This window comes from Cellulophaga sp. F20128 (assembly GCF_023015805.1).
In the GTDB taxonomy this organism is placed as follows: Bacteria; Bacteroidota; Bacteroidia; order Flavobacteriales; family Flavobacteriaceae; genus Cellulophaga.
Map to the genome: position 1 here is coordinate 55,887 of NZ_JALKBA010000012.1, position 21,128 is coordinate 77,014.

The 21,128-nt window shown below is 36.8% G+C and carries 18 protein-coding genes and 1 pseudogene; 17 read left to right on the forward strand and 2 right to left on the reverse strand.

Features of this window, described 5'->3' with window-relative positions:
- The first annotated feature begins 12 nt into the window (after window positions 1–12).
- From MWU65_RS12275 to MWU65_RS12310, 8 genes are all read left to right on the forward strand, one after another.
- Window positions 13–435 carry a transcriptional repressor gene (locus MWU65_RS12275; RefSeq protein WP_027126746.1) on the forward strand — a complete coding sequence of 141 codons (423 nt, stop codon included), beginning with the start codon at window positions 13–15 and terminating at the stop codon, window positions 433–435.
- A gap of 44 nt (window positions 436–479) precedes the next feature.
- Entirely contained in the window at window positions 480–842 is a 363-nt protein-coding gene (locus tag MWU65_RS12280) for an STAS/SEC14 domain-containing protein (RefSeq protein WP_027126745.1), read from the forward strand.
- On the forward strand, window positions 839–3,367 hold the full coding sequence (locus MWU65_RS12285) for a heavy metal translocating P-type ATPase (protein WP_247078327.1): 2,529 nt from the start codon (window positions 839–841) through the stop codon (window positions 3,365–3,367). The genes MWU65_RS12280 and MWU65_RS12285 overlap by 4 nt, the downstream gene beginning before the upstream one ends.
- 37 nt (window positions 3,368–3,404) lie before the next feature.
- A complete protein-coding gene (locus MWU65_RS12290; protein ID WP_092132089.1) occupies window positions 3,405–3,839 on the forward strand; it encodes a transcriptional repressor in 435 nt (144 codons plus the stop codon).
- A gap of 84 nt (window positions 3,840–3,923) precedes the next feature.
- The gene (locus tag MWU65_RS12295) at window positions 3,924–5,240 is read left to right on the forward strand and encodes an amino acid permease (protein ID WP_247078328.1); all 1,317 of its coding nucleotides are present in this window, start codon (window positions 3,924–3,926) and stop codon (window positions 5,238–5,240) included.
- A gap of 9 nt (window positions 5,241–5,249) precedes the next feature.
- Window positions 5,250–5,426 (forward strand): hypothetical protein, encoded by a 177-nt coding sequence (locus tag MWU65_RS12300; RefSeq protein ID WP_166643315.1) that lies wholly within the window; start codon window positions 5,250–5,252, stop codon window positions 5,424–5,426.
- A 408-nt stretch (window positions 5,427–5,834) separates the two neighbouring features.
- Complete coding sequence (locus MWU65_RS12305) at window positions 5,835–6,191, forward strand: STAS/SEC14 domain-containing protein (RefSeq protein ID WP_026451360.1); 357 nt, start codon at window positions 5,835–5,837, stop codon at window positions 6,189–6,191.
- A gap of 9 nt (window positions 6,192–6,200) precedes the next feature.
- Entirely contained in the window at window positions 6,201–8,165 is a 1,965-nt protein-coding gene (locus tag MWU65_RS12310; RefSeq protein ID WP_026451359.1) for a heavy metal translocating P-type ATPase, read from the forward strand.
- A 451-nt stretch (window positions 8,166–8,616) separates the two neighbouring features.
- Here the strand turns inward: MWU65_RS12310 and MWU65_RS12315 are convergent, their stop codons facing one another.
- Complete coding sequence (locus MWU65_RS12315) at window positions 8,617–9,669, reverse strand: DUF4238 domain-containing protein (RefSeq protein ID WP_247078329.1); 1,053 nt, start codon at window positions 9,667–9,669, stop codon at window positions 8,617–8,619.
- A 1,117-nt stretch (window positions 9,670–10,786) separates the two neighbouring features.
- Here MWU65_RS12315 and ssb point away from each other — a divergent pair.
- From ssb to MWU65_RS12360, 9 genes and pseudogenes are all read left to right on the forward strand, one after another.
- Window positions 10,787–11,131 carry a single-stranded DNA-binding protein gene (gene ssb, locus MWU65_RS12320; RefSeq protein ID WP_247078331.1) on the forward strand — a complete coding sequence of 115 codons (345 nt, stop codon included), beginning with the start codon at window positions 10,787–10,789 and terminating at the stop codon, window positions 11,129–11,131.
- A 77-nt stretch (window positions 11,132–11,208) separates the two neighbouring features.
- The gene (locus MWU65_RS12325) at window positions 11,209–11,589 is read left to right on the forward strand and encodes a DUF6876 family protein (RefSeq protein ID WP_247078333.1); all 381 of its coding nucleotides are present in this window, start codon (window positions 11,209–11,211) and stop codon (window positions 11,587–11,589) included.
- An 11-nt stretch (window positions 11,590–11,600) separates the two neighbouring features.
- Window positions 11,601–11,798, forward strand: coding sequence for a hypothetical protein (locus tag MWU65_RS12330; RefSeq protein ID WP_247078335.1), 198 nt, complete (start codon window positions 11,601–11,603; stop codon window positions 11,796–11,798).
- Between the two features lie 440 nt (window positions 11,799–12,238).
- Window positions 12,239–12,436: pseudogene (locus tag MWU65_RS17705) on the forward strand (BfmA/BtgA family mobilization protein); the annotation flags it as partial.
- A 191-nt stretch (window positions 12,437–12,627) separates the two neighbouring features.
- Window positions 12,628–13,659, forward strand: coding sequence for a MobB family relaxase (mobB, locus tag MWU65_RS12340; protein ID WP_281501043.1), 1,032 nt, complete (start codon window positions 12,628–12,630; stop codon window positions 13,657–13,659).
- 9 nt (window positions 13,660–13,668) lie between these two features.
- Entirely contained in the window at window positions 13,669–15,249 is a 1,581-nt protein-coding gene (locus MWU65_RS12345) for a type IV secretory system conjugative DNA transfer family protein (RefSeq protein WP_247078339.1), read from the forward strand.
- A 121-nt stretch (window positions 15,250–15,370) separates the two neighbouring features.
- Window positions 15,371–17,278, forward strand: coding sequence for a site-specific DNA-methyltransferase (locus tag MWU65_RS12350; RefSeq protein WP_247078341.1), 1,908 nt, complete (start codon window positions 15,371–15,373; stop codon window positions 17,276–17,278).
- Window positions 17,275–19,854 carry a DEAD/DEAH box helicase family protein gene (locus tag MWU65_RS12355; RefSeq protein ID WP_247078343.1) on the forward strand — a complete coding sequence of 860 codons (2,580 nt, stop codon included), beginning with the start codon at window positions 17,275–17,277 and terminating at the stop codon, window positions 19,852–19,854. Before MWU65_RS12350 ends, MWU65_RS12355 begins: the two co-directional genes overlap by 4 nt.
- Before the next feature lie 6 nt (window positions 19,855–19,860).
- Complete coding sequence (locus tag MWU65_RS12360; RefSeq protein ID WP_247078345.1) at window positions 19,861–20,706, forward strand: RES domain-containing protein; 846 nt, start codon at window positions 19,861–19,863, stop codon at window positions 20,704–20,706.
- A 54-nt stretch (window positions 20,707–20,760) separates the two neighbouring features.
- On the opposite strand, the gene MWU65_RS12365 is transcribed toward MWU65_RS12360, so the two are convergent.
- Window positions 20,761–21,126 carry a hypothetical protein gene (locus tag MWU65_RS12365; protein WP_247078347.1) on the reverse strand — a complete coding sequence of 122 codons (366 nt, stop codon included), beginning with the start codon at window positions 21,124–21,126 and terminating at the stop codon, window positions 20,761–20,763.
- Window positions 21,127–21,128 lie beyond the last annotated feature (2 nt).

Here is a 21,128-nt window from a genome sequence, read left to right on the forward strand (position 1 = left end):
ACTTTGTTGCAAATGGAAAAAATAGTCCAACTACTTGAAAGCAAAGGGATACGACCTACGGCTATGCGCCTAATGACTTATAAACGTTTGGTGGAATTAAAGGTAGCCATCAGTCTTGGCGATTTGGAAAAGGATTTTAAGGTCAGTGAAAGAAGCACCCTATTTAGGACTATGAAAGCGTTTGAAGAAAAAGGTATTGTGCATCAAATTGAGGATGGGACAGGTGTTATAAAATACGCCCTTTGCGAAGAAAATTGTGAGTGCGAGGTCGGCAACGACCTTCATTTACACTTTCATTGCAACAATTGTAATGAAACTGTCTGTTTAACAGAGCATAAAATCCCTCATATCAACTTACCTGATGGCTATATTACCGAGGATATCAACTTGGTGGTAAAGGGCATTTGCGAAAAATGCAGCGACAATCTGGATTAAACGTTTGGTTTTTAAATTCAATTATCATTTATAAATAGTGAGCAATGATAACAATCTATAAAAAAGAGGCTACTGTATATATGGTGGCAGAGAATAAGCTGGATGCCAAGGATTATGAAAACTTGATACCGGTCTTAACAGAACATATAACTGCATATCAGGAAGTTTCCTGGTACATTGAAATGCAAAATTTTGAAGGCTGGACGGTAAGTGCCTATTGGAAGGGCATTGAATTAAATCTTCCGAATGAAACGCATTTAAAGCGTGTTGCTTTAGTGGGTAGCGTTAAATGGCAGGAGCAATTTACCGAGGCATTGCTTCCTTTTTCAGAAGCTCATATAAAATTTTATAAGCCAGAAGAAAAAGACGATGCCAAAGAATGGATAAAAAAAAATAGTAAAAAATGAAAAAAATACAACTAAAAATTCCAGTTATCCTTCCGCAAGTTCCAAACGAAAAAGATACTTGTGTTGAGCGGCTTATAAAAGAATTACAGGCTAAAGAGGGCATCGAAAAAGTACACGTTGCCGATACAAAGGAAGATGACACACCACAGCTCTGTTTTCATTATGACCCCGATATCATTTCTATAGACCGCATTCAATCCCTCGCCGAACGGACTGGTGCTGAAATTACCGAAAAATACGGGCATTTGCTCATTGAGGTTAAAGGAATCAGACATACAAGACAGGCACGTTCCATAGAGAAAAGTCTTTTGGCAATCAATGGGGTTTTGGAGGCTTCCGTTTCGGCCTCTGGAATGGTGCGCCTTGAGTTTGATAAAAAGCAAACAAATTTTGATGAAATAAGTAAACAGATTGAAAAGGAAGACCTTCAGGTTAAGCGGAGTTCTTCAAACGAAAATAATTACACCGAAGCATCCAAAAAAAAACAGGAACGTTCAAAGAAGGAAGATACTAAAGAGCAAACTTCCACAGAGGGCCACGAGCACAAGGAGGGCGAGACCCACGAGGAAGGAGAAGAGCACGCCCACGGTGGGGTTTTCGGTAAAAATACGGAGCTTATTTTTTCCATTATCTGTGGGGCACTTCTCGGGATAGGTTTCGGGCTTTCTTATGTGGAATCCATCCCGGATTGGGTCAGTCTTACTTTGTACATTGGCGCGTACTTTTTCGGTGGTTTCTTTACGGCCAAGGAAGCGGTTCAAACTGTGGCCAAGGGTGGTTTTGAAATTGATTTTTTAATGCTGGTCGCTGCCATTGGTGCCGCCATTCTGGGAGAATGGGCAGAAGGTGCACTGTTGTTGTTTTTATTTAGCCTTGGGCACGCCTTGGAACATTACGCAATGAACAAAGCAAGAAAAAGCATTGCCGCGCTTGCAGACCTTGCACCAAAAACAGCCTTGCTTAAAAAAGATGGTAAGACTGTAGAAGTTGGGATTGAGAAATTGAGTATTGGCGATATTATAGTGGTCAAGCCCAATAGTAAAATATCCGCAGATGGCGTCGTGGTCAACGGAAAAAGTAGTGTAAACCAAGCACCAATTACTGGGGAAAGTGTACCTGTGGACAAAATCCCTGTGGAAGATAAGGACAGAAACTATTCGGCAGACGATGATATCAAGGATGAAAACCGTGTGTTTGCTGGAACTATCAACGGTAATAGTATGTTGGAAATTAAGGTAATCAAAGAAGCCAAAGACTCTACCCTGTCCCGATTGGTTAAACTGGTCAACGAGGCGCAGACCCAAAAGTCCCCCACACAGCTGTTGACCGATAAGTTTGAAAAATACTTTGTGCCATCCGTACTGATATTGGTTGGTGTCTTGCTCTTTGCCTTTCTGGTCATTGATGAACCGTTTAGTGCCAGCTTTTACCGTGCAATGGCGGTATTGGTAGCTGCAAGTCCCTGTGCTCTGGCCATTTCAACACCAAGTGCCGTATTGAGCGGTGTGGCGCGAGCAGCGCGTGGTGGTGTACTCATTAAAGGTGGGAGACCGCTGGAAGATTTGGGCGAATTGACCGCTTTGGCTTTTGATAAAACAGGCACGCTTACCGAAGGCAAGCCCAAACTTACCGAAGTAGTACCATTGGGGGATATTGAAGAAAATGAACTGTTAAAGATAGCCGTTGCCGTTGAAAACTTGAGCGACCACCCTTTGGCCAAAGCCGTCGTAAGGGATGGGAAAGAGCGTCTGAAAGGTACTGATATTATCGATGCGTCAGATTTGGAAGCAGTTCTCGGAAAAGGTATCAAAGCTTCTTTGGGCAAGGATAAAATCTATATTGGAAACCTTGACTTGTACGAAGACCTCGATGAAGCAAAACCATCCGAAGATATATCGAATAAAGTAAAAGAACTTGAAGGTGGTGGAAATACTACGATGCTCATAAGAAGGAACAAAGAATATATAGGTATCATCGCCCTGATGGACACCCCACGGGAAGCGGCCAAGGAAACACTGAAAAAATTAAAGGAAATCGGTATCAAGCGGATGATAATGCTAACCGGGGATAATCAAAAGGTTGCCGATGCCGTTGCTAAAGAAATTGGGTTGACCGATGCCTGGGGAAGCCTGTTGCCAGAGGAAAAAGTAGATGCCATTAAAAAATTAAAAGAACAGGAATCCAAAGTCGCAATGGTAGGCGACGGTGTGAACGATGCCCCTGCAATGGCAAACAGCACCGTAGGTATCGCAATGGGTGCAGCGGGCAGTGATGTGGCCTTGGAAACTGCGGACATTGCCCTAATGGCTGATAAACTGGAAACACTGCCCTTTGCCATAGGTTTGAGCAGGAAGGCAAAGGCCATTATCAAGCAAAACCTTTGGGTCAGCCTCGGTATTGTGGCATTGCTTATCCCATCGACCATTATGGGTTGGGCCAATATCGGTATTGCAGTGGTCATCCACGAAGGCTCAACATTACTTGTGGTTTTTAATGCGTTAAGGCTTTTGGCTTATAAGAAATAAATTTAATAAAAAGGGTTGCTTTTGAATCAAGGTTAAAATGACCAAAACGGAAAAAATATTATCATATCACGGTATTCGCCCTACTAAAATGAGGTCGAAGATATACAAGTTCCTGAAAAGGAAACAAAGTGCCGTGTCCTTTTCCGATTTGAAAAAGGCTTTTGTTCAAAAGAGCGAAACCAATAAAACAGCAAACAGAACTACCTTTTATCGCAACCTCAAAATTTTTGAGGATAAAAGGCTAATTCATCAGATTAATGATGGGGTCGGAGTGGCAAAATATGCGATTTCTGATGAAAACGCCAAAGTTAAATATGGTATAGATTTACATATGCACTTTCATTGCACCGATTGTAGGAGAACAATCTGTTTACCGAATAAGATATCGGAAGAAAGCTTGCCAGACGATTATGAAGTGAGCGATGTGAATCTGGTATTAAAGGGAATATGTGAAAAATGCAGGCAAAAATAACAGGTGGGAGTTCCAGAACTCTGAACCCTTGCGCCCAATGGTCAGGTTCAGGTTTCTTCCACCTTCTCTAACTTAAAAAATATTATGGTAGAACTAAAAAAATCCTTGGGTACGCTTCGACTTACGTTTTATGGTGTTGGCACAATTGTGGGCGCAGGAATCTATACCGTGATTGGCGCGGCAGCTGGACAGGCAGGAACCGATATTTGGTTGAGCTTTATTTTTGCGGCAGTTGCAGCCAGTATTTCTGCAATGTCTTATGCAGAATTATCATCTACCTACCCCAATGCAGGCGCAGAATTTATATTTGTAAGGAAAGCATTTCCAAAAATCGACATTCCTTCCTTTCTTACGGGTTGGACCGTTGCCTTCCATAGTTCGGCAACAATTGCAGCCGTACTATTGGCATTTTCGGGATATTTCAATACCTTTTTTGAAGTACCGGGATTATTGATAAGCTATGGTGTACTGCTGCTGCTTGCCCTGATAAGTGTTACAGGAATCAAGAAATCATCTACTGCTAATATTATAATGGTCAGTATTCAATTGTTAGGTTTGCTCATTCTTATCTTTATAGGCCTTAAAGAAACAGGCCTGCCAAAAGCTGAAATTTTTCAAATCAACTCATTCTCTGGAACACTTGCGGCTACGGCAACTTTGTTTTTTGTCTATACTGGCTTTGAACATATGGCATCTTTGGGTTCAGAAGTTAAAAATCCAGGAAAAACAATTCCTCGTGCCTTTTTGCTGACAATGGTAATTACCACTATCTTTTATTTACTCATTTCTTTTACGGTACTTAACATAGCTGACCCTTTAGCTATTTCAAAGGTAGATTCGCCATTGTCCTTGGCAGCATCGAATCTTAACTCTTGGCTACCAGTAGTTTTAGCAGTTGCAGCATTATTTGCTACAGCCAATGCTGCGTTTAGCGGTATCATTTCCATAAGTAGGTTATTATTCGGAATGGCAAGCGTGGGCGAACTTCCAAAATTTATGACTAAAGTAAATGCACAAAAAGTACCTTGGGTAACCACATTTGTGGTTATGGCTGCGGTCGCTTGTTTTTTACTGTTGGGCGATATTAAAATTGTAGCGGGTATGTCCTCTTTAGGCGCACTGCTTGTGTTTGTCGCCGTAAATATTGCACTCATTGTTTTACGTTTTAAAGAACCAACGCAGAACAGACCTTTCAGAGTGCCATTGTCCATTGGCAAAGTTCCAGTACTGCCCATTTTGGCCATATTAGTTAGCCTAACTCTAATTATTCAGTATGATGGATTGGTTTACGCTGCCTTTGTAGGAGCGATAATAGTGGGAATAATACTCGATTATTTTTTGGATAAAAGAGAAAAAAAAGATATAGACCCCAAAGAAGAAAATGAATTGTTTAAACACTAATACATTTTTATGGACTGGACATTTGAAGAATTTAGAACAGAGCTTGACACCCTTAATCCAGCGGTACGAAAAAAGGCAATCGAAATTGCGAATGACTTAATAGAAAAGGAAGGTCTTTCACAAGATTTAGCCATCAAAAAAGCAATTGTTATGGCTGAAGAATGGTTTTATGATTTGGAAGGTTAATCTTTAAAATTTTGGACTCCTTTAATTTTAAAATAGATGATAAAAATTAAGAAATTATCAATTCCCATACTAGTAGGGTTCGCCATAGGTGTATTTATTATTCAACCCTTGGGAATCACTATTTTTAACTATGGAAATCAAGCTAATGAAATTAATTGGCTGCAATATTTGAAAAGTAATTTAGTCGAAATTTTGAATATAAACGGGAATCAAATTGTCGAGAATATTCTGTTTGGACTGTTAGGTGCAAGTGTTGCATTGATTTTTTATTTAGGTAAAATGGAAAAGAATATCGATAATAAGTGACAATTATATTTTAAAATTAAATAATCTGCGATATATGAAGTGGCCAATAAATGCACTTCCATAGCACTATATATTTCATTAAATTGATAAAAAAATAAAATTATGATACAGTTTGTAAATTCTAAAAACGAAAATTTAATTGCCGCAAAATTGGAAGGCAAAATATCTACAAGCGATGTAGAACTGATACATTCCCGAATTGATGAAATCCTGAACAGCAACCAGAAGGTTGATTTCTATTTTGAAATGCACGATTTCCACGGTTACGACCTGCAAGGTCTTTGGGCAGATATTAAAGTAGACAACTCCCATCTTTCCGATTATGGCAAAATGGCATTTGTGGGCGAAAGGAAATGGCAAGAATGGGCTGCCAAGGCAACCGATTTCTTTACCGGTTCAGAGGTAAGATATTTTGATTTAAAAGATAAGGAACAAGCCAAGCAATGGATAAATTTATAATAAAATAAAATGAGCAAGAAAAAACAAAATCTTCGTGATATCAATACCGAAGAACATAAAGGAGAACACGCACACGACGATGGCCACAACCATAGCGACCCGGAAAGTGTAGGAAAATTTAAAACCTATCTACCAGCAATTTTCAGTTTTGTGATGCTGATTATCGGTATCGCTATGGACTATTTTGATGTTGCATTTTTTAAGGATTGGGTACGTATCGTTTGGTATGTAATAGCATACCTTCCAGTAGGTTTTCCCGTGATAAAAGAAGGCTGGAACAGCATCATAAAAGGCGATTTCTTTACGGAATTTCTTTTGATGTCCATTGCTACCATTGGAGCATTCGCCATTGGCGAATATCCCGAAGGTGTGGCAGTAATGCTTTTTTACGCAGTGGGCGAATTGTTCCAAAACGCAGCGGTCAATCGAGCCAAAAGCAATATTAAAGCCTTGCTCGATGTAAGACCTAATGAAGCTTTGGTTTATCGAAACAACGATTACATTTCTGTAAATCCTGAAACCGTTGAAATTGGCGAAAAAGTACAGGTTCGTGTGGGCGAAAAAATTCCTTTGGATGGGGTGTTGCTATCAAAAAAAGGCTCGTTCAATACAGCAGCCTTGACAGGGGAAAGTAAACCTGATACTATTGCAAAAGGCGAAAAGGTGTTTGCCGGAAGTATCAATCTGGATGGTGTGATTGAAATTGAGACCACCAAAGAATTTAAGGACAGTTCCATTGCCCGAATTCTCGATATGGTGCAGAATGCAACAGCTCGTAAATCGAAAACCGAATTGTTCATTAGAAAGTTCGCAAGAATCTATACACCTATTGTTGTCTTTCTTGCGATTGGATTGACGTTTATACCCTACTTTTTTGTGGACGATTATATCTTTAGCGATTGGTTATACAGAGCCTTAATTTTTCTTGTGATTTCTTGTCCTTGTGCTTTGGTTATTTCTATTCCTTTAGGTTATTTCGGAGGATTGGGAGCAGCTTCAAAAAATGGCATTCTGTTTAAAGGAGCATCGTATTTGGATGAAATGACAAAGGTTAATACCGTTGTTATGGACAAAACCGGAACCGTGACCAAAGGTGTGTTCAAAATCAAGGAAATAAAAGCCATTGATTGGAATGAGCCTGAATTTATGAAATACCTAATGGCGATGGAAGAACAATCTACCCATCCCATTGCCAAGGCAATTATGGAATATAAAGCCGATGGCGAAGATTTTCAAGCTTCCGAAGTAACTGAAATAGCAGGAAAAGGTCTAAAGGGAACAGTAAACGGTAAAACCGTATTGGTAGGTAACAAACCATTGATGACGTCAAACAACATCGAAGTTCCATCTGAAACCGACAACATAGTAGAATCTATCGTGATGGTTTCCATTGAGGGCAAATTTGCTGGTTATGTAATTATTGCAGACGAGTTGAAGGATGATGCTCACGAAGCCATCAAACAAATCCGTGAATCAGGAATTACCAAAATAATAATGCTTTCGGGCGATAAGGATTCTATTACGCAACAAGTCGCAAAAGAAATGGGTGTAGATTGGGCAAAAGGGGGTTTGCTTCCAGAAGATAAATTGAAAGAAGTCGAAAAGCTGATGTCCGAAAACAACAACAAAGTAGCTTTTATTGGAGATGGCATCAATGATGCACCCGTATTGGCGGTTAGCGATGTAGGTATTGCAATGGGTGGATTGGGTAGTGATGTGGCAATAGAAACTGCAGACGTTATCATCCAAACAGACCAACCGAGCAAAATTGCAAAGGCTATAAAAATTGGTAAATCCACACGTCGCATCGTTTGGCAGAACATTATTTTAGCATTCGGAGTAAAAGCAGTTGTTTTAGTATTGGGTGCAGGAGGTCTGGCAACGATGTGGGAGGCGGTTTTCGCAGATGTGGGCGTGGCTTTATTGGCAATATTGAATGCCGTAAGGTTACAGAAGATGGAATGGAAGAAATAGATATATAAATAAAACAATAGTATATGTCAGAAAATCGAAGGAAAAGACGTCTGAAAGAGAAAAGTAAAGTACAAACTGAAAAAACTGTCATTTCTAAAAGGGATAAAATAATATGGATTGGTGTTATAATCATATTTGTATTGTTTATTCTATTCCTGCTTTTCTTGAAATACTTTATAACTATTTAGATACAAAGCTATTATAGAGGGTTATTTAGAAATAACTAAAAAGGATGTATCAAAAACAAAGAAAAAAAAGAAATAAGAAAGTTGGTAAATCCAATAATCAAATCACAAGGAAAGATAAGTTCAATGGTATTCTTGCAATATTATTTGTGATAATATCCGCGTTGTTATTGTACTATTTTGTGGTAAAAGGGAATATTCATAAACATTAACTGTTGTATAGACTATAATGTTCATAATGTTCGTTCGTAATGAAACAAGATAATCTATTGCTCTCTATTTCGAATACGCTCATCCCTAAATTCAGCATAATAGCCCGACATTTTATACGATTTGGCGTGCTGTGTTTGCTTAACAAAGGATAGGGTCAGTTTAATCATATAAGGCGTTTGATGATGTTGTACAATCACCGATTCAGCATCATCCTCACTTTGTATGGGGTCAAAATGTTTTACTTCCAGTTTCTTTTGTTCTTTATAAATATTCGATTCTTTGACCCATTGTTCAAGCTGAAAATCAGTTACATTATCCGTAGAATAAATAGATTTATTAGCATACAAACAAGTTAAAATATTTAAATACTCAATATCTTTTTCATTCATAGGAATGTTACTGAATTGTTTTTTATTTCCAATTTTATAGACTTTTGGGTCATACATTATAAGTAGCAAATCTGGTGCTAATGGGTAAAAAATCTGTAATCCCTTACTTGCCATTCCATTGTGTCCGAAGGGAAATTTTCTTGATTCCAAAAACAGATTATATTTCGAAATAGGATTGTCGCTTGTTATCAATTCATTTGAAGTAGTATTTCGAATCAGCTTGATTTGCATATCCATCATCATAGGTAGACTATTAAGAAGTAAGTCAAGTTTTTTTTCTATTGCATCTTCGTATGCAAAAAAATGAGTATCATAATCAAAATTTTTAAATTGAGGTTCGAGCTTCATTGCCGTTTTCATAATTGTATCTATCATATGATTAAAATCTTCAACATTCGACTTGGTGCGATACGCTTGAAGAAGGATAAATAGCCAAATAAGATAATAATTATCAGATTTATCCTTTGGCAACTCTTTTGTTTGAACCACCCTATTTAGAATTAATGAGCTCTGATTTTCAATAGTCCCAAACCATTCTTCCCTTTCCAAATCCTTGCCATAGAAATAATCTTCTTGGGCTTGTCCTTCCAAATTTGCTTTATGGATGATTCTACCTGTATCCTTTAGACAGAGCTTAATTATTTTCGTGGAATCATTTAAACTAAAGTATCGTAAATAAAATTTCGGGACATAGTGTTGTTTTTTCTTATTGGCCATTATGAAAAAATTATTTAGATTGTAAAAATAAGAATGACAAATTTTAAGAAAGACAAAAAGCTAATTCATTTTATAGATTTTGTTTACATAAGCCATTGCAACCCATTCCCCTGCATTCCGTAAAAAACTCCATTACGGTAAATGCGCTTCATTAAAAAAATCTTGGACAAAACTCCAAAGATTCCGATCTACATTACGTTAATCCCGAAAAAAATCGGGAAACACTTCATTCCAAATCTCCATCTTTGAAGTTCAGTCCGCTTTAAACCCTACTGCATTAGGACAATCCATTTTCATAATCCGTTCAGCACATTCCCCTACATTCCGCGAAAAGCTTCATTTCAGGAAAAGAGCTTCCCTGTAAAGGTCTTGGACAAAACTCCAAAGATTCCGATTTCCATTACGTTAATCCTGCAAAAAAGCGAGAAACACTTCATTCCTAATCTCCATCTTTGAAGTTCAGTCCGCTTTAAACCCTACAGCATTAGGGCAATCCATTTTCATAATCCGTTCAGCCCATTTCCCTGCATTCCGCGAAAAGCTACATTGCGGGAAAAGAGCTTCACTGCAAATATCTTGGACACAATACCCAATTTCTACTTTCCATTCCGCTAACCCGGTCCGTCCCGATAGCTATCGGGACTGGAACGGGACACTTCATTCCCAATCCGAAATTGTGAACGGAGTCCGCCAAATCGGAATTCCATTTAATCATTTGGTGCCACTTCCTATGTTTTCGTACTTCACAAAAGTCTTTAAACCTCCATCCGCACCCTCGCCGTTATACCCTTTTATTGCCAGCAAAATACCAACATTTGGAAGTTGAACGGACTGCATAAACCGCTACGCTGCGCTTCACTTTTTATAAGTCCTTATCAATTCCAAATATTGAAAATGTATCAGCAACAAAAAAAGGTAACAGCGAGGGCGCTATGGGAAGTAAATCTAAAATGAATCTTATGAAATCTTACAAAAACATCAAAAAGGAAGCGGCACCAAAAAAAACAAAAAAGGAAAACGCTCAAGATATAATAAGTAAATCACTTCAAAAAAATATAACAATAAACTGTCTGAATAGTTCAGATAGCAATTTTAATTAATTTTTAAATATTTTATTATGAGCACTTTAAAAAATCACGTACAGTTAATCGGAAACGTTGGACAAGAGCCAACCATTACAAACCTTGAAAGCGGTAAAAAAGTAGCCCGTTTTTCACTCGCCACCAATGAGTTTTATAAGAATGACAAAGGCGAAAAAACACAAGCCACCGACTGGCACACGGTCGTAGCTTGGGGAAAGACTGCCGAAATTATCGAAAAATATGTAGGTAAGGGAAAAGAGATAGGAGTTACAGGAAAACTCAGAACCCGAACCTATACCACCGATGATGGTAACCAACGCTATGTAACCGAAGTGGAAGCAAAGGAAATTCTTTTGCTTGGAAATAAAACCGATAAATAATCACTAAAATTTAAGAGGGCGTTCCCGTGGAAAGTAGCGCCCTCTTATTCATTATTCACTACATAAAATAGAAAATTATGAAATCACAAGTTAACGAAATCAAAGAAGGATTGCAACATTTTCACGGAACGGAAATGTTCTATCAAATCCCATTATTAAGAACACGTTTTACAGACGGACTAAAATATCTTGTTAATGTAGCAGATTGTTTTTGGCTCATTACGGACACTTCCGTAATTGCAAAGAGTCTGATGAACCGAAGCGAATTTATAACCATCGACTTTAAAAGATTGTCCGAGGAAAAACAGGATTTTACAGGGTACGAAGCAGAGATAATTTACAGCGATGGCAACGATAACGTATTGGAAAAACACGGCTATCGTGTAACAGATTTTCCGCTCGATGAACTGCGTTTATTTTTTGTAAATGATACGCTGATGTTACCAAGCGAATACTAAATTTTAAAGCTATGGTTTATCTCAATTTTACAGACTTGAGCGAGGAGGCTCAAAACCGTCTTTTGGAAGATTCCAAAAAAGACGTGGAACGGAAATTTGGGGATAGTATTCGCAAATACGTAAGAGAAAATTACACTTGTTTTGAAACGATGATTGAGGAAGAAGCATTACGAAATTTATATTCCTACACATTCATTTTTAATATTTAATTTTCTGAACTTGATTAAGAAGCACCTCTAAATTTTGGAGGTGTTTTTTTTGTATTATAATTCCAAATCGAATAAAAAAACGTATCTTTATTTCGCTGAAATTCAGCATTCAAATTTACGTAGGGTTATCCATTTTTCACTTTCGCCGATAACCTTACCCATCGAAAAATAACATATCGGAAATTCATTTCCTTAAAATGGCAATTGGCTTTTTAGCCAGATTGTACGAAATTTTTGTTCGCCTGTGGCGAACGAAAAGGAGTAGCAAGAGGGTAACGGGCAGAGCCACGTTACATATTCCTTTTAGCGTATAAACCATTGAATTTCAAGTACTTGAAAATTAACGGATTATATAAATTTCTTCGATTTGCGTCAAATGCCCCCAAAGAGCCTGTAAACAGGGATGGATTTACGTCAAACACAAAAAAAAGCGAAAGAAAATGGATTCATTCATCACAATTAGATTTAAGCGGGCAACTGCCAAACGTTTTCAAGAATTTTCAAAAAAGCACTTCAAGACACATACGGAAACGATGGAAGCCATTCTTGATTTTTTCTTCTATAATGAGATATCGCCAAAAGAAAAATTAGGTCCGACAGGACGAACCATCGAAGCCAAGTTACTTAAAAGAATCAATGCCGTAATCGCTATAATGAGGGATGTTGAAAAGACCCAAACCAAGCCTACAGTTGCAATGATTCAATCCCTTTTTGAGACAGAACAGCCAAGCAAAAAATCTTTGATAGTGGAAAAGAAATATGCTCAAGAAAAAAGGAAGTACGCTTTCGAGAAAAGCAGAACCTTAAAAAGAACACTAAATTATAAGCGATGTATATCACAATCACAGCTCAAAAAATGGGTGGCAATTATTCTAAAAGTTCGGCTGATTTTGTGGGTTATCTGGAGAAGGAAAACCAAGGACTGGAACAGCAGGATATGGAGCATTTCTTTAACCAAGATGGCGGCGAGATTTCAGCAGAAGAAGTGGTCAGGGAAATAGACGGCAATACTGCAAAACTTGAAAAACACGAACCACGGTTTTATTCTATTACCGTAAGTCCTTCAAAATACGAACTGAAACGGTTGCAGAACCATAGTGAGGATTTGCAAAAATACACCCGTGAAATTATGAAGGATTATGTGGCTTCATTTAATCGCGAAATCAATGGACGACCCATTACAATCGATGATATAAAATACTATGCAAAAATTGAACACCAAAGAACCTTCAAAGGAACGGACTTTCAGATAAAAGAAAACCAACCGTATGCCACAAAAATACTTCAGCTTAAAACTGAAATCCGAAATGTGCAAGATGGGCGAGCGGAAGGGAATGTGAAAAAATTGGAAAAAGAAATTGTGAAACTCGAAAGAGAAGCACCACACCAACAGAACGGAAAACGAATTGTACAAGGAATGCCAAAAGCAGGAAACCAAAGTCATATCCATATTATTGTGAGCCGTAAGGATGCTTCCAATAAATTCAGTTTGTCCCCAGGAAGTAAATACAAAGCTTCCGATGTTAAATTAAATGGTAAAACAGTAAAACGAGGATTTGATAGAGATGGATTTTTTACAAAAGCAGAAAAGACTTTTGACAAGACTTTTGGCTATCAAAGGAACTTCGCTGAAACTTATAAGGCAAGAAAGGATTTCATCAAGAATCCGAAAATCTATTTTGCTTCACTAATGAAACTGCCCACCAATGAAAAAGCATTAGCGTTCAAAATAATGGGGAAAAGTGGTATCCCGATGATGCCGAGTATTCCCGTCACGCAGGCACAAGTGGCGATGAAAATTTTTAATAGGCTACGACGTGGTGCTGAAGTGGCCATTAAATCGAGTTCCATAGGAATCTAATTTAAAATTATGCAAATGGACAATCTCGTAACGGTACTTTTTATTATTGTTTTGGGCAGTAGTGTTTTCTATGGAATATTTCGGATAAGCAGATATGCATTTGTCGTCAATCTTCTATTGATTGGCGCTCTTGTGTATTATTTAAATGAACAATTACCATTGGTTCAAATAGCACTTTATTTGGTTTGTCCTCTGATATTAATTAATATAGGAATGTATGTTTTCTTGCATAAAACGGACGAGCCTAAAAGTGGAAATGCCAAATATCAGGTCAACTTTGCCACTACAAAAGGAAACTTTAAACTGGATAACCATAAACGAGGTGCATCCATAATCGGTTCTGCCGGAAGTGGAAAGACCGAGAGTGTTGTGTATGGATTCCTAAAACACTTTCAAAAAGAAGGATTTTGCGGAATTATTCACGATTACAAAGATTTTGAACTGACCGAAATGGCTTATCCACTCTTTAAGGATGGCGATATCCCTTTTAAGGTCATTTCCTTCGATAAAATTATCCACAGGGTAAATCCTATTGCGCCACGCTATTTAGAGAACGAGGAAAGCGTAAACGAAGTTTCAAGGGTATTGATTGAAAACCTTTTGGAACAAAGGGAATCAGGAACAACCGGAACAACAAAATTCTTCAACGATGCTGCGGAAGGTTTGATTGGTGGATTGATTTGGAAACTGAAAACCACATATCCACAGTTTTGCACACTTCCACATTTAATCGCCATTTATCAATATCTGGACACAGATAGCCTTATCCAGTTTTTGGAAACCAATACAACATCGAGGGCAATGGCAGATGCTTTTATAAGTGGCAAGGATTCTGAAAGACAGACCGCAGGTGTAAAAAGCACTTTGGCCAATGCGCTGAAACGAATTAGCACACAACGCATTTTTATGGCATTGTCTGCGGATGAAGTGCCGCTCAATATAAATAGCCCGGAAAACCCAACCGTAATTTCAGTTGTGAACAATCCCAAATTTGAAACTTCGTACTCGCCTGTAATTGCCACCATCATTCACACCATTACAAAGCAAATGAGTGTTCGTAATAGCAAACCGTCTTTTCTATTGATGGAAGAAGCGCCAACCATACGACTATTGAATATGCACCGTATTCCTGCGACACTTCGAAGCTATAATATTTCTACGATTTACGTAATGCAGGACAAAATCCAAAACGATATGATGTATGGCGATAAAGCAAGCAAAGCTATTTTAAGCAATCTATCCTACCAATTTTTCGGAAAGGTAAACGACCCGGACACCGCTAAATATTATGAACGTTTTTTTGAAATAATCAAAGATCCGACCAAGAGCATAAGTCGTGGGCATAATCTAGATTTTGATACACGAATTACAACTGGAGAAAAGGAAATACCTAAAATTCGGGCTGATGTGTTTTTCAGATTGAAACAAGGCGAATTCATAACCTATGCGGATGGAAAGGATAAAAAGATACAGTTCAAGTTAGCCAACATAAAAAGAGAGTTTCCGCAAGAATCGAAGCAATTTTCTCAAGCTGATTTGGAGGTTAATTTTGAACGGATTTATGAGGAAGCAAGGTCAATATTTGATTGACGAGAACTCCATAATAGCAATACGTTAAGCATTATTAAACCTAAACCTTAAAATTAACTTCATTCATCTTTTTGTATCGTGAAATTATACTAATATCTTTAATGCCTATTTTAAACAGCCAATGACAGAATTAAGCCAAAGAGAGAAAGACTTCTTAATAGAAAAATTACAGAATGGCGAGCAATTGCCCGATGATTTTAAGTACAAACTTTTCCCAACAACCCAAAAGGAATATGAGCTTGTTTATGCTGGTAAAATGCGTAAAGAAGATATTCTTGCAGATGAAGATGGCGTGACGGCTGCACCACTACAAATTGAAAGGACCTACAATGGCGACCGCGAATCCTATCCTGACGGTTGGAAAAATATGATTGTTTTTGGCGACAATCTTCAATTTCTGAAGACCATATATAAGAATGAAGACCCACTAATAAAAAATAAGGTAAAAGGGAAAGTCAAATTAATTTATATTGACCCACCTTTTGCAACGGAATCAGATTTTAGTGGTTCGCAGGGTCAAAAAGCATACACAGATAAAGCTAAAGATGCCGAATTTGTCGAATTTATAAGAAGACGACTAATTGTGGCACGGGAAATTTTAGCTTCTGACGGTTCTATATATGTCCATATGGATACCAAAAAAGGTCATTATATTAAAATGATTCTTGATGAAGTGTTTGGAGAGCACCATTTTAGAAATGAAATTGTATGGTGCTATTTTGGTTTCAAAAGAAAAACTTCCAAAAAATTTCCTCAAAAACACGATACAATCTACTCGTATACTAAATCTTCGACTTATCAATGGGAAACACAATTTAGGCAACATTCGCAAGCATATAAGGAAAGATTTAAAATTGATAAGGACGGTAGGCTTTATCGTGATGATGTAAACCCAACCGCTGGTGGTTCAAGGGTTATATATTTAGATGAAATCGAAGGGGATATTATCGAATCATATTGGACCGATATAAGTCCTGTTAATCCAGTTGCTAAAGAAAGAACGGGTTATCCAACTCAAAAACCTGAAGCTTTATTACAGAGAATTATAGAGTCATCTACTGAAGAAGGAGATTTGGTTTTGGATTTTTTTGGTGGTAGCGGAACAACAGCTGCTGTAGCTGAAAAATTAAATAGAAAATGGATTACTTGTGATATTGGTAAATTTTCATATTACACATTGCAAAAGAGAATTCTCACAATTGAAAATACACGTTCTCTTCAAAATAAGAATATAGATTATAAGAAAACTTCAAGGGCATTTGAGACTTTAAATTTAGGTTTTTATGATATTGAAAAACTTTTTAAATTAAAGCACGAGGAGTATCAAAACTTTGTGCTCAATCTTTTCGAGGTAAACCCGAAATCAAAAAAAATAGCAGGAATTGAGTTTCAAGGAGAACGCAAGGATGGATATGATGTATTGATTTGGAAATATTGGGAACATAAAGATGCAGCTGTAGATGAAGATTATTTGCAGATATTACATAAAAACATTGGTAAAAAAGTTGGGGACCGTATTTATATTGTTGCCCCAGCAAATTCTGTCCAATTCATTGACGATTACTATGAGATTGGCGACGTGCGCTATTATTTTCTAAAAGTGCCATATCAAATTATTCAAGAATTGCATAAAGAAAAATTCAAAAAATTCAGACAGCCTACAAGTTCAAGTAATGTAAACTCACTGGAAAATGCAGTAGGTTTTCATTTTATTAGACAACCCGAAGTTAAGTCCTCTTTTGATAATGGCGTCATAACAATAGAAGCGTTTAAAGCATACTATCCAGATGAAGACACATTAGAAGATATTCCTGGCCTCGATGCTTTAGCGATGGTTGTTGTAGACAAGGATTATAATGGTAATGAATTTTTAATGTCCGATGTGTTTTTTGCGGCAGATATTATCGGCGAAGATGGTCAAGCTCAAATCTCAATACAAGATTGTGGTCATAAAGTAAGCGCGGTATATGTTGATATTTACGGCAATGAATTTCGTGAAGTATTTACCAATAAAAATATTAACGTATGATTCAGGAAAAAAAGCGATACGACACAAAAGATTTAATTTTAAAAGTAAATCAGTTTTATAACCAAAGCGAATTACCCCTTGCATATTGGGATAGATTTTTAGACGCACTCTGTGGTACAAGAGAGTATCAAAAAGAGGCAATAAGAAATTCAGTCATTTACCTGGCATCAAAAGAATATTCAAATGTAGAGGACTTAATAACCAAAAACCATTACCAAAACCCTCAATTACGGGAGAGATACCCAGAACTTGCAGATTACCACCGCAAGGTTCAATTACCCACAAAGTTATCTGCAACTATAGACCTTGCGACAGGTACCGGAAAGAGTTATGTAATGTACGGAATCGCCCAAATTTTGTTGGGTATGGGTCTGGTCAAAAGAGTTCTCGTTTTGTGTCCATCCACAACTATTGAAAAGGAATTGCTTAAAAAATTTTTAGCCTTGGTTTCCGACCCAATTCTTAAAGAAACAATTCCACAATCAGCAATAATTAAAAATCCAAGTATCGTTGATGGAAGTGTTACAGTAGCCGAAGGTGCTATTTGTATTGAAAATGTACACGCTGTTTACGAAAGAACTGGTTCATCAATTGAAGATAGTTTCGGTTTCAAGCAAGGTTTTGACACTTTGGTATTAAATGATGAAACCCATCATATTTACAATAAGATTTCAGGAAACACAAATGAGGCAAAAGGTCTCAAAGTGTGGAAAAAGTTTTTATTGGATGATGGCTATAACTTTAAATATATGCTTGGTTTTACTGGTACAGCATATATAGGTAATGATTACTTCAATGATGTTATATACAGATATTCGTTACGAGAAGCTGTTGATGAAAAATTTGTAAAAAAAATCAATTATGTTTCAGAAGATGACAGTATAAATGAAGACCAAAGGTTTCAGAAAATATATCAAAATCATAGCAAGAATAAAGTCACTTATAAAAATGTAAAACCTATAACAATATTAATAACTAACAATATTACTAATGCTAAAAGACTTGAAACGAGATTAGTTGAGTTTTTAATGTTGGAAGAAGGTTTGGAAGAACAAGAGGTTCGTGATAAGCTCGTTATGACAGTAACATCAGATAAATCGCACCAACGCAATGCTATTAGGTTGGAAGACGTAGATATGCCTGATTCTACTGTAGAATGGATTGTTTCGGTTTCTATGCTTACAGAGGGATGGGATGTCAAAAATGTATTTCAAATAGTCCCTATGGAGGAAAGAGCATTCAATTCAAAATTATTAATTTCCCAAGTATTAGGTAGAGGCTTAAGAGTTCCGCCCGAATATATCGGTAATGCAGAGGTTACAATTTTTAACCATTCATCTTGGGGTTCAAAAATTAAAGGGCTGGTTGATGAAGTTCTGGAGTTGGAAATGCGATTGGAGAGTTCAAATTTAACCAATAGCGATAGAAGTAAATTTCACTTTGAACTCTACAATATAGATTATGATAAAATTGAAAATGCAGTTGAAAACAATAGTAAGGAGAAAGAATTCAACTATAAAGGTTTCATAACTTTAGAATCTTCAGTTGATGAAGTCAGCCAAGAAACAACTTATACGAACCTTGCCAATGAGTATAAAGGTGTTGAGTACAAGATTAAAAACCGAATGACCCCTATTAAAGAAATTGTCGATAAAATCTATCACGAATTTCAAACAAGAGAATGGGAAGGCGTTACCCTGAATCTTCAAGAAGGCCAATACACAAAAAATAATCTGCCACCAAAAGAAGAGATTACAAAATTAATACGCCGTTCAATGGATAAGGTTGGTCTTGAAGGTAATGAATTGAACGAAAAGAATAAAAGAAACATTTTCTCTTCATTCAATACGCTGTTAAGACGTAAAAACAAATCACTGGAATTAGTTAGAATAGCCCAAAAACCTTATAAAATCTCAACTAAAGAAAGAATAAAGGAAACTTTATCTGTTGGAAATTTGCGCCATAATTCCACGGTAATGTATTCAAATAAATACAGTGAAGAAGTTGAGGATGTTGATGTTTTAAATTTTTTGCAAGATGTTATTGATGATGAATCACTACCCCGTACTGCTATAAAACAAGCTAATAGTTATGATTTTAAGACACCTGTTGATTTAGCTTTTCTTAACGCAACGCCTGAACGGAAATTTGCTGAAAAACTGATAAGGAACGAAAATGCCAATGCAATAGCTGCTTGGCTAAAATCAACTAATCAAAGTTTTTATACAATTGAGTATTCACTATCAAGCAAATCTGGAAATCACACAAAACAAGGTAAATTTAACCCGGACTTTTTTATCAAAACCTCTGATAATGAGATGGAATATATTACTGTAGTTGAAATTAAGGATGACCAAGATTATTCAGACTTGAATAAGGCAAAATTTAAGTGGGCAACCATTCATTTTCAGGAATTAAACAAACAACTTGAAGAAAATAAAATCAACCAACGGTATAATTTTCATTTCTTAAGTCCTGAAAATTATGATGATTTCTTTGAGTATTTAAAAAATGGTAAATTAATACAAGGCTTGTTCACGAGTAATTTAGACAAAGAATTAAGTACATCCAGCTAAAATAATATGACTGTCGAGAAAGTAGAAAAAGCCATTGCCCTATTGGAGGCAATTAATCCCCTGAATGAATATGCCTACGAAAAAGCAGTTTTAGCATACTTGACAATAGGAAGGCTTCCCGTATTGCAATATGATATTCCTGCCGAATCAGTTTTTTTCAGAACACGCACCCACGATAATGATGATTTATTTCCATTAATATCTGATATTTCAATAACCCCAAATCAATTCGTTAAAGATTTCGCAAGATGTAATCGACCCTTTCAATCTAAATTCTACTGTTCAGAAAATAGACCTACATCATTTGCAGAGTTAGTTGAGTATTGGTCCGAAACAAAAGTATATGGCGACAAGGTGTATGTCACTATTGGAAGGTGGCAATTAAAAATACCTTTAACTGGAATTATTGTAACCACACCTGATAAAGAACATAGAATTTCAGAATTTGACAAAGAACACGGAGTGGTAATGGAAAGTTTCATTCAACAAAGTGACCCAGAAATAAGAGAAGCCACCATATTATTTTACAGATTTTTGTTTGATAAATTTAGAAAATCAGCAAAAAATGACCGTAAAACTTATATAATCACAACAGCCTATTGCAACGTGGCTCTTGCTCATTCTGAAGGTAAGGCAGATGGCATTTATTATCCGAGCGTCCCATTTGGAGGGCAAGGAATCAATTTTGCTATTAATTTTGATTATGTTTCAAAAAATAATCTTGAACTCACACATATCTTAAGAAATGAATTGACCGTTTCCAAAAACGATAATGGAAAACACGAATTTACAGAAACTGGAAAAGTTGAAGCTTTAGGATTTGATATTGAAAATAATCAAATAAACTGGTAAAATCCATTAAAATTGTGTGCTCATAATGATATTTATTTTTGAAAGTTTCTTTTTTTAAAAAGGTCCCTTATCCCTCGGCCCATTATGCGTTACCTTCCATTGGCCATCTTCTTGAACAAGTTTAAAAACACCTGGCTTTGGGTCGTAAGCTGTTGAATATTTTACCCAAGCCACCTTGCCATCCATCGCTTCATCCACCACTTTAAAATGAGCTTCTGAATCTTTATCTTCAGCAAACATTGCTTGAATGCTTGAAAGGTTTGCATAGCCTTCCGCAGTTGTATGCTTTTTTAAGGTAGCTTCATCGCCGTGATAAATACTTTCGGCAACAATTTTGGCAGTTTCAGAAGGGGAAAGATTCTTGTTTTCTGAACAGGAGAAGAACAACAATAAGAACGAGCAAATGACTAAATTTTTCATAA

What these genes read in the sequence shown, in the direction of transcription:
- MWU65_RS12275 (WP_027126746.1), top strand. Translation starts at nt 13, where the DNA reads ATGGAAAAAATAGTCCAACTACTTGAAAGCAAAGGGATACGACCTACG.
- MWU65_RS12280 (WP_027126745.1), top strand. Translation starts at nt 480, where the DNA reads ATGATAACAATCTATAAAAAAGAGGCTACTGTATATATGGTGGCAGAG.
- MWU65_RS12285 (WP_247078327.1), top strand. Translation starts at nt 839, where the DNA reads ATGAAAAAAATACAACTAAAAATTCCAGTTATCCTTCCGCAAGTTCCA.
- MWU65_RS12290 (WP_092132089.1), top strand. Translation starts at nt 3,405, where the DNA reads ATGACCAAAACGGAAAAAATATTATCATATCACGGTATTCGCCCTACT.
- MWU65_RS12295 (WP_247078328.1), top strand. Translation starts at nt 3,924, where the DNA reads ATGGTAGAACTAAAAAAATCCTTGGGTACGCTTCGACTTACGTTTTAT.
- MWU65_RS12300 (WP_166643315.1), top strand. Translation starts at nt 5,250, where the DNA reads ATGGACTGGACATTTGAAGAATTTAGAACAGAGCTTGACACCCTTAAT.
- MWU65_RS12305 (WP_026451360.1), top strand. Translation starts at nt 5,835, where the DNA reads ATGATACAGTTTGTAAATTCTAAAAACGAAAATTTAATTGCCGCAAAA.
- MWU65_RS12310 (WP_026451359.1), top strand. Translation starts at nt 6,201, where the DNA reads ATGAGCAAGAAAAAACAAAATCTTCGTGATATCAATACCGAAGAACAT.
- MWU65_RS12315 (WP_247078329.1), bottom strand. Translation starts at nt 9,669, where the DNA reads ATGGCCAATAAGAAAAAACAACACTATGTCCCGAAATTTTATTTACGA.
- ssb (WP_247078331.1), top strand. Translation starts at nt 10,787, where the DNA reads ATGAGCACTTTAAAAAATCACGTACAGTTAATCGGAAACGTTGGACAA.
- MWU65_RS12325 (WP_247078333.1), top strand. Translation starts at nt 11,209, where the DNA reads ATGAAATCACAAGTTAACGAAATCAAAGAAGGATTGCAACATTTTCAC.
- MWU65_RS12330 (WP_247078335.1), top strand. Translation starts at nt 11,601, where the DNA reads ATGGTTTATCTCAATTTTACAGACTTGAGCGAGGAGGCTCAAAACCGT.
- mobB (WP_281501043.1), top strand. Translation starts at nt 12,628, where the DNA reads ATGTATATCACAATCACAGCTCAAAAAATGGGTGGCAATTATTCTAAA.
- MWU65_RS12345 (WP_247078339.1), top strand. Translation starts at nt 13,669, where the DNA reads ATGCAAATGGACAATCTCGTAACGGTACTTTTTATTATTGTTTTGGGC.
- MWU65_RS12350 (WP_247078341.1), top strand. Translation starts at nt 15,371, where the DNA reads ATGACAGAATTAAGCCAAAGAGAGAAAGACTTCTTAATAGAAAAATTA.
- MWU65_RS12355 (WP_247078343.1), top strand. Translation starts at nt 17,275, where the DNA reads ATGATTCAGGAAAAAAAGCGATACGACACAAAAGATTTAATTTTAAAA.
- MWU65_RS12360 (WP_247078345.1), top strand. Translation starts at nt 19,861, where the DNA reads ATGACTGTCGAGAAAGTAGAAAAAGCCATTGCCCTATTGGAGGCAATT.
- MWU65_RS12365 (WP_247078347.1), bottom strand. Translation starts at nt 21,126, where the DNA reads ATGAAAAATTTAGTCATTTGCTCGTTCTTATTGTTGTTCTTCTCCTGT.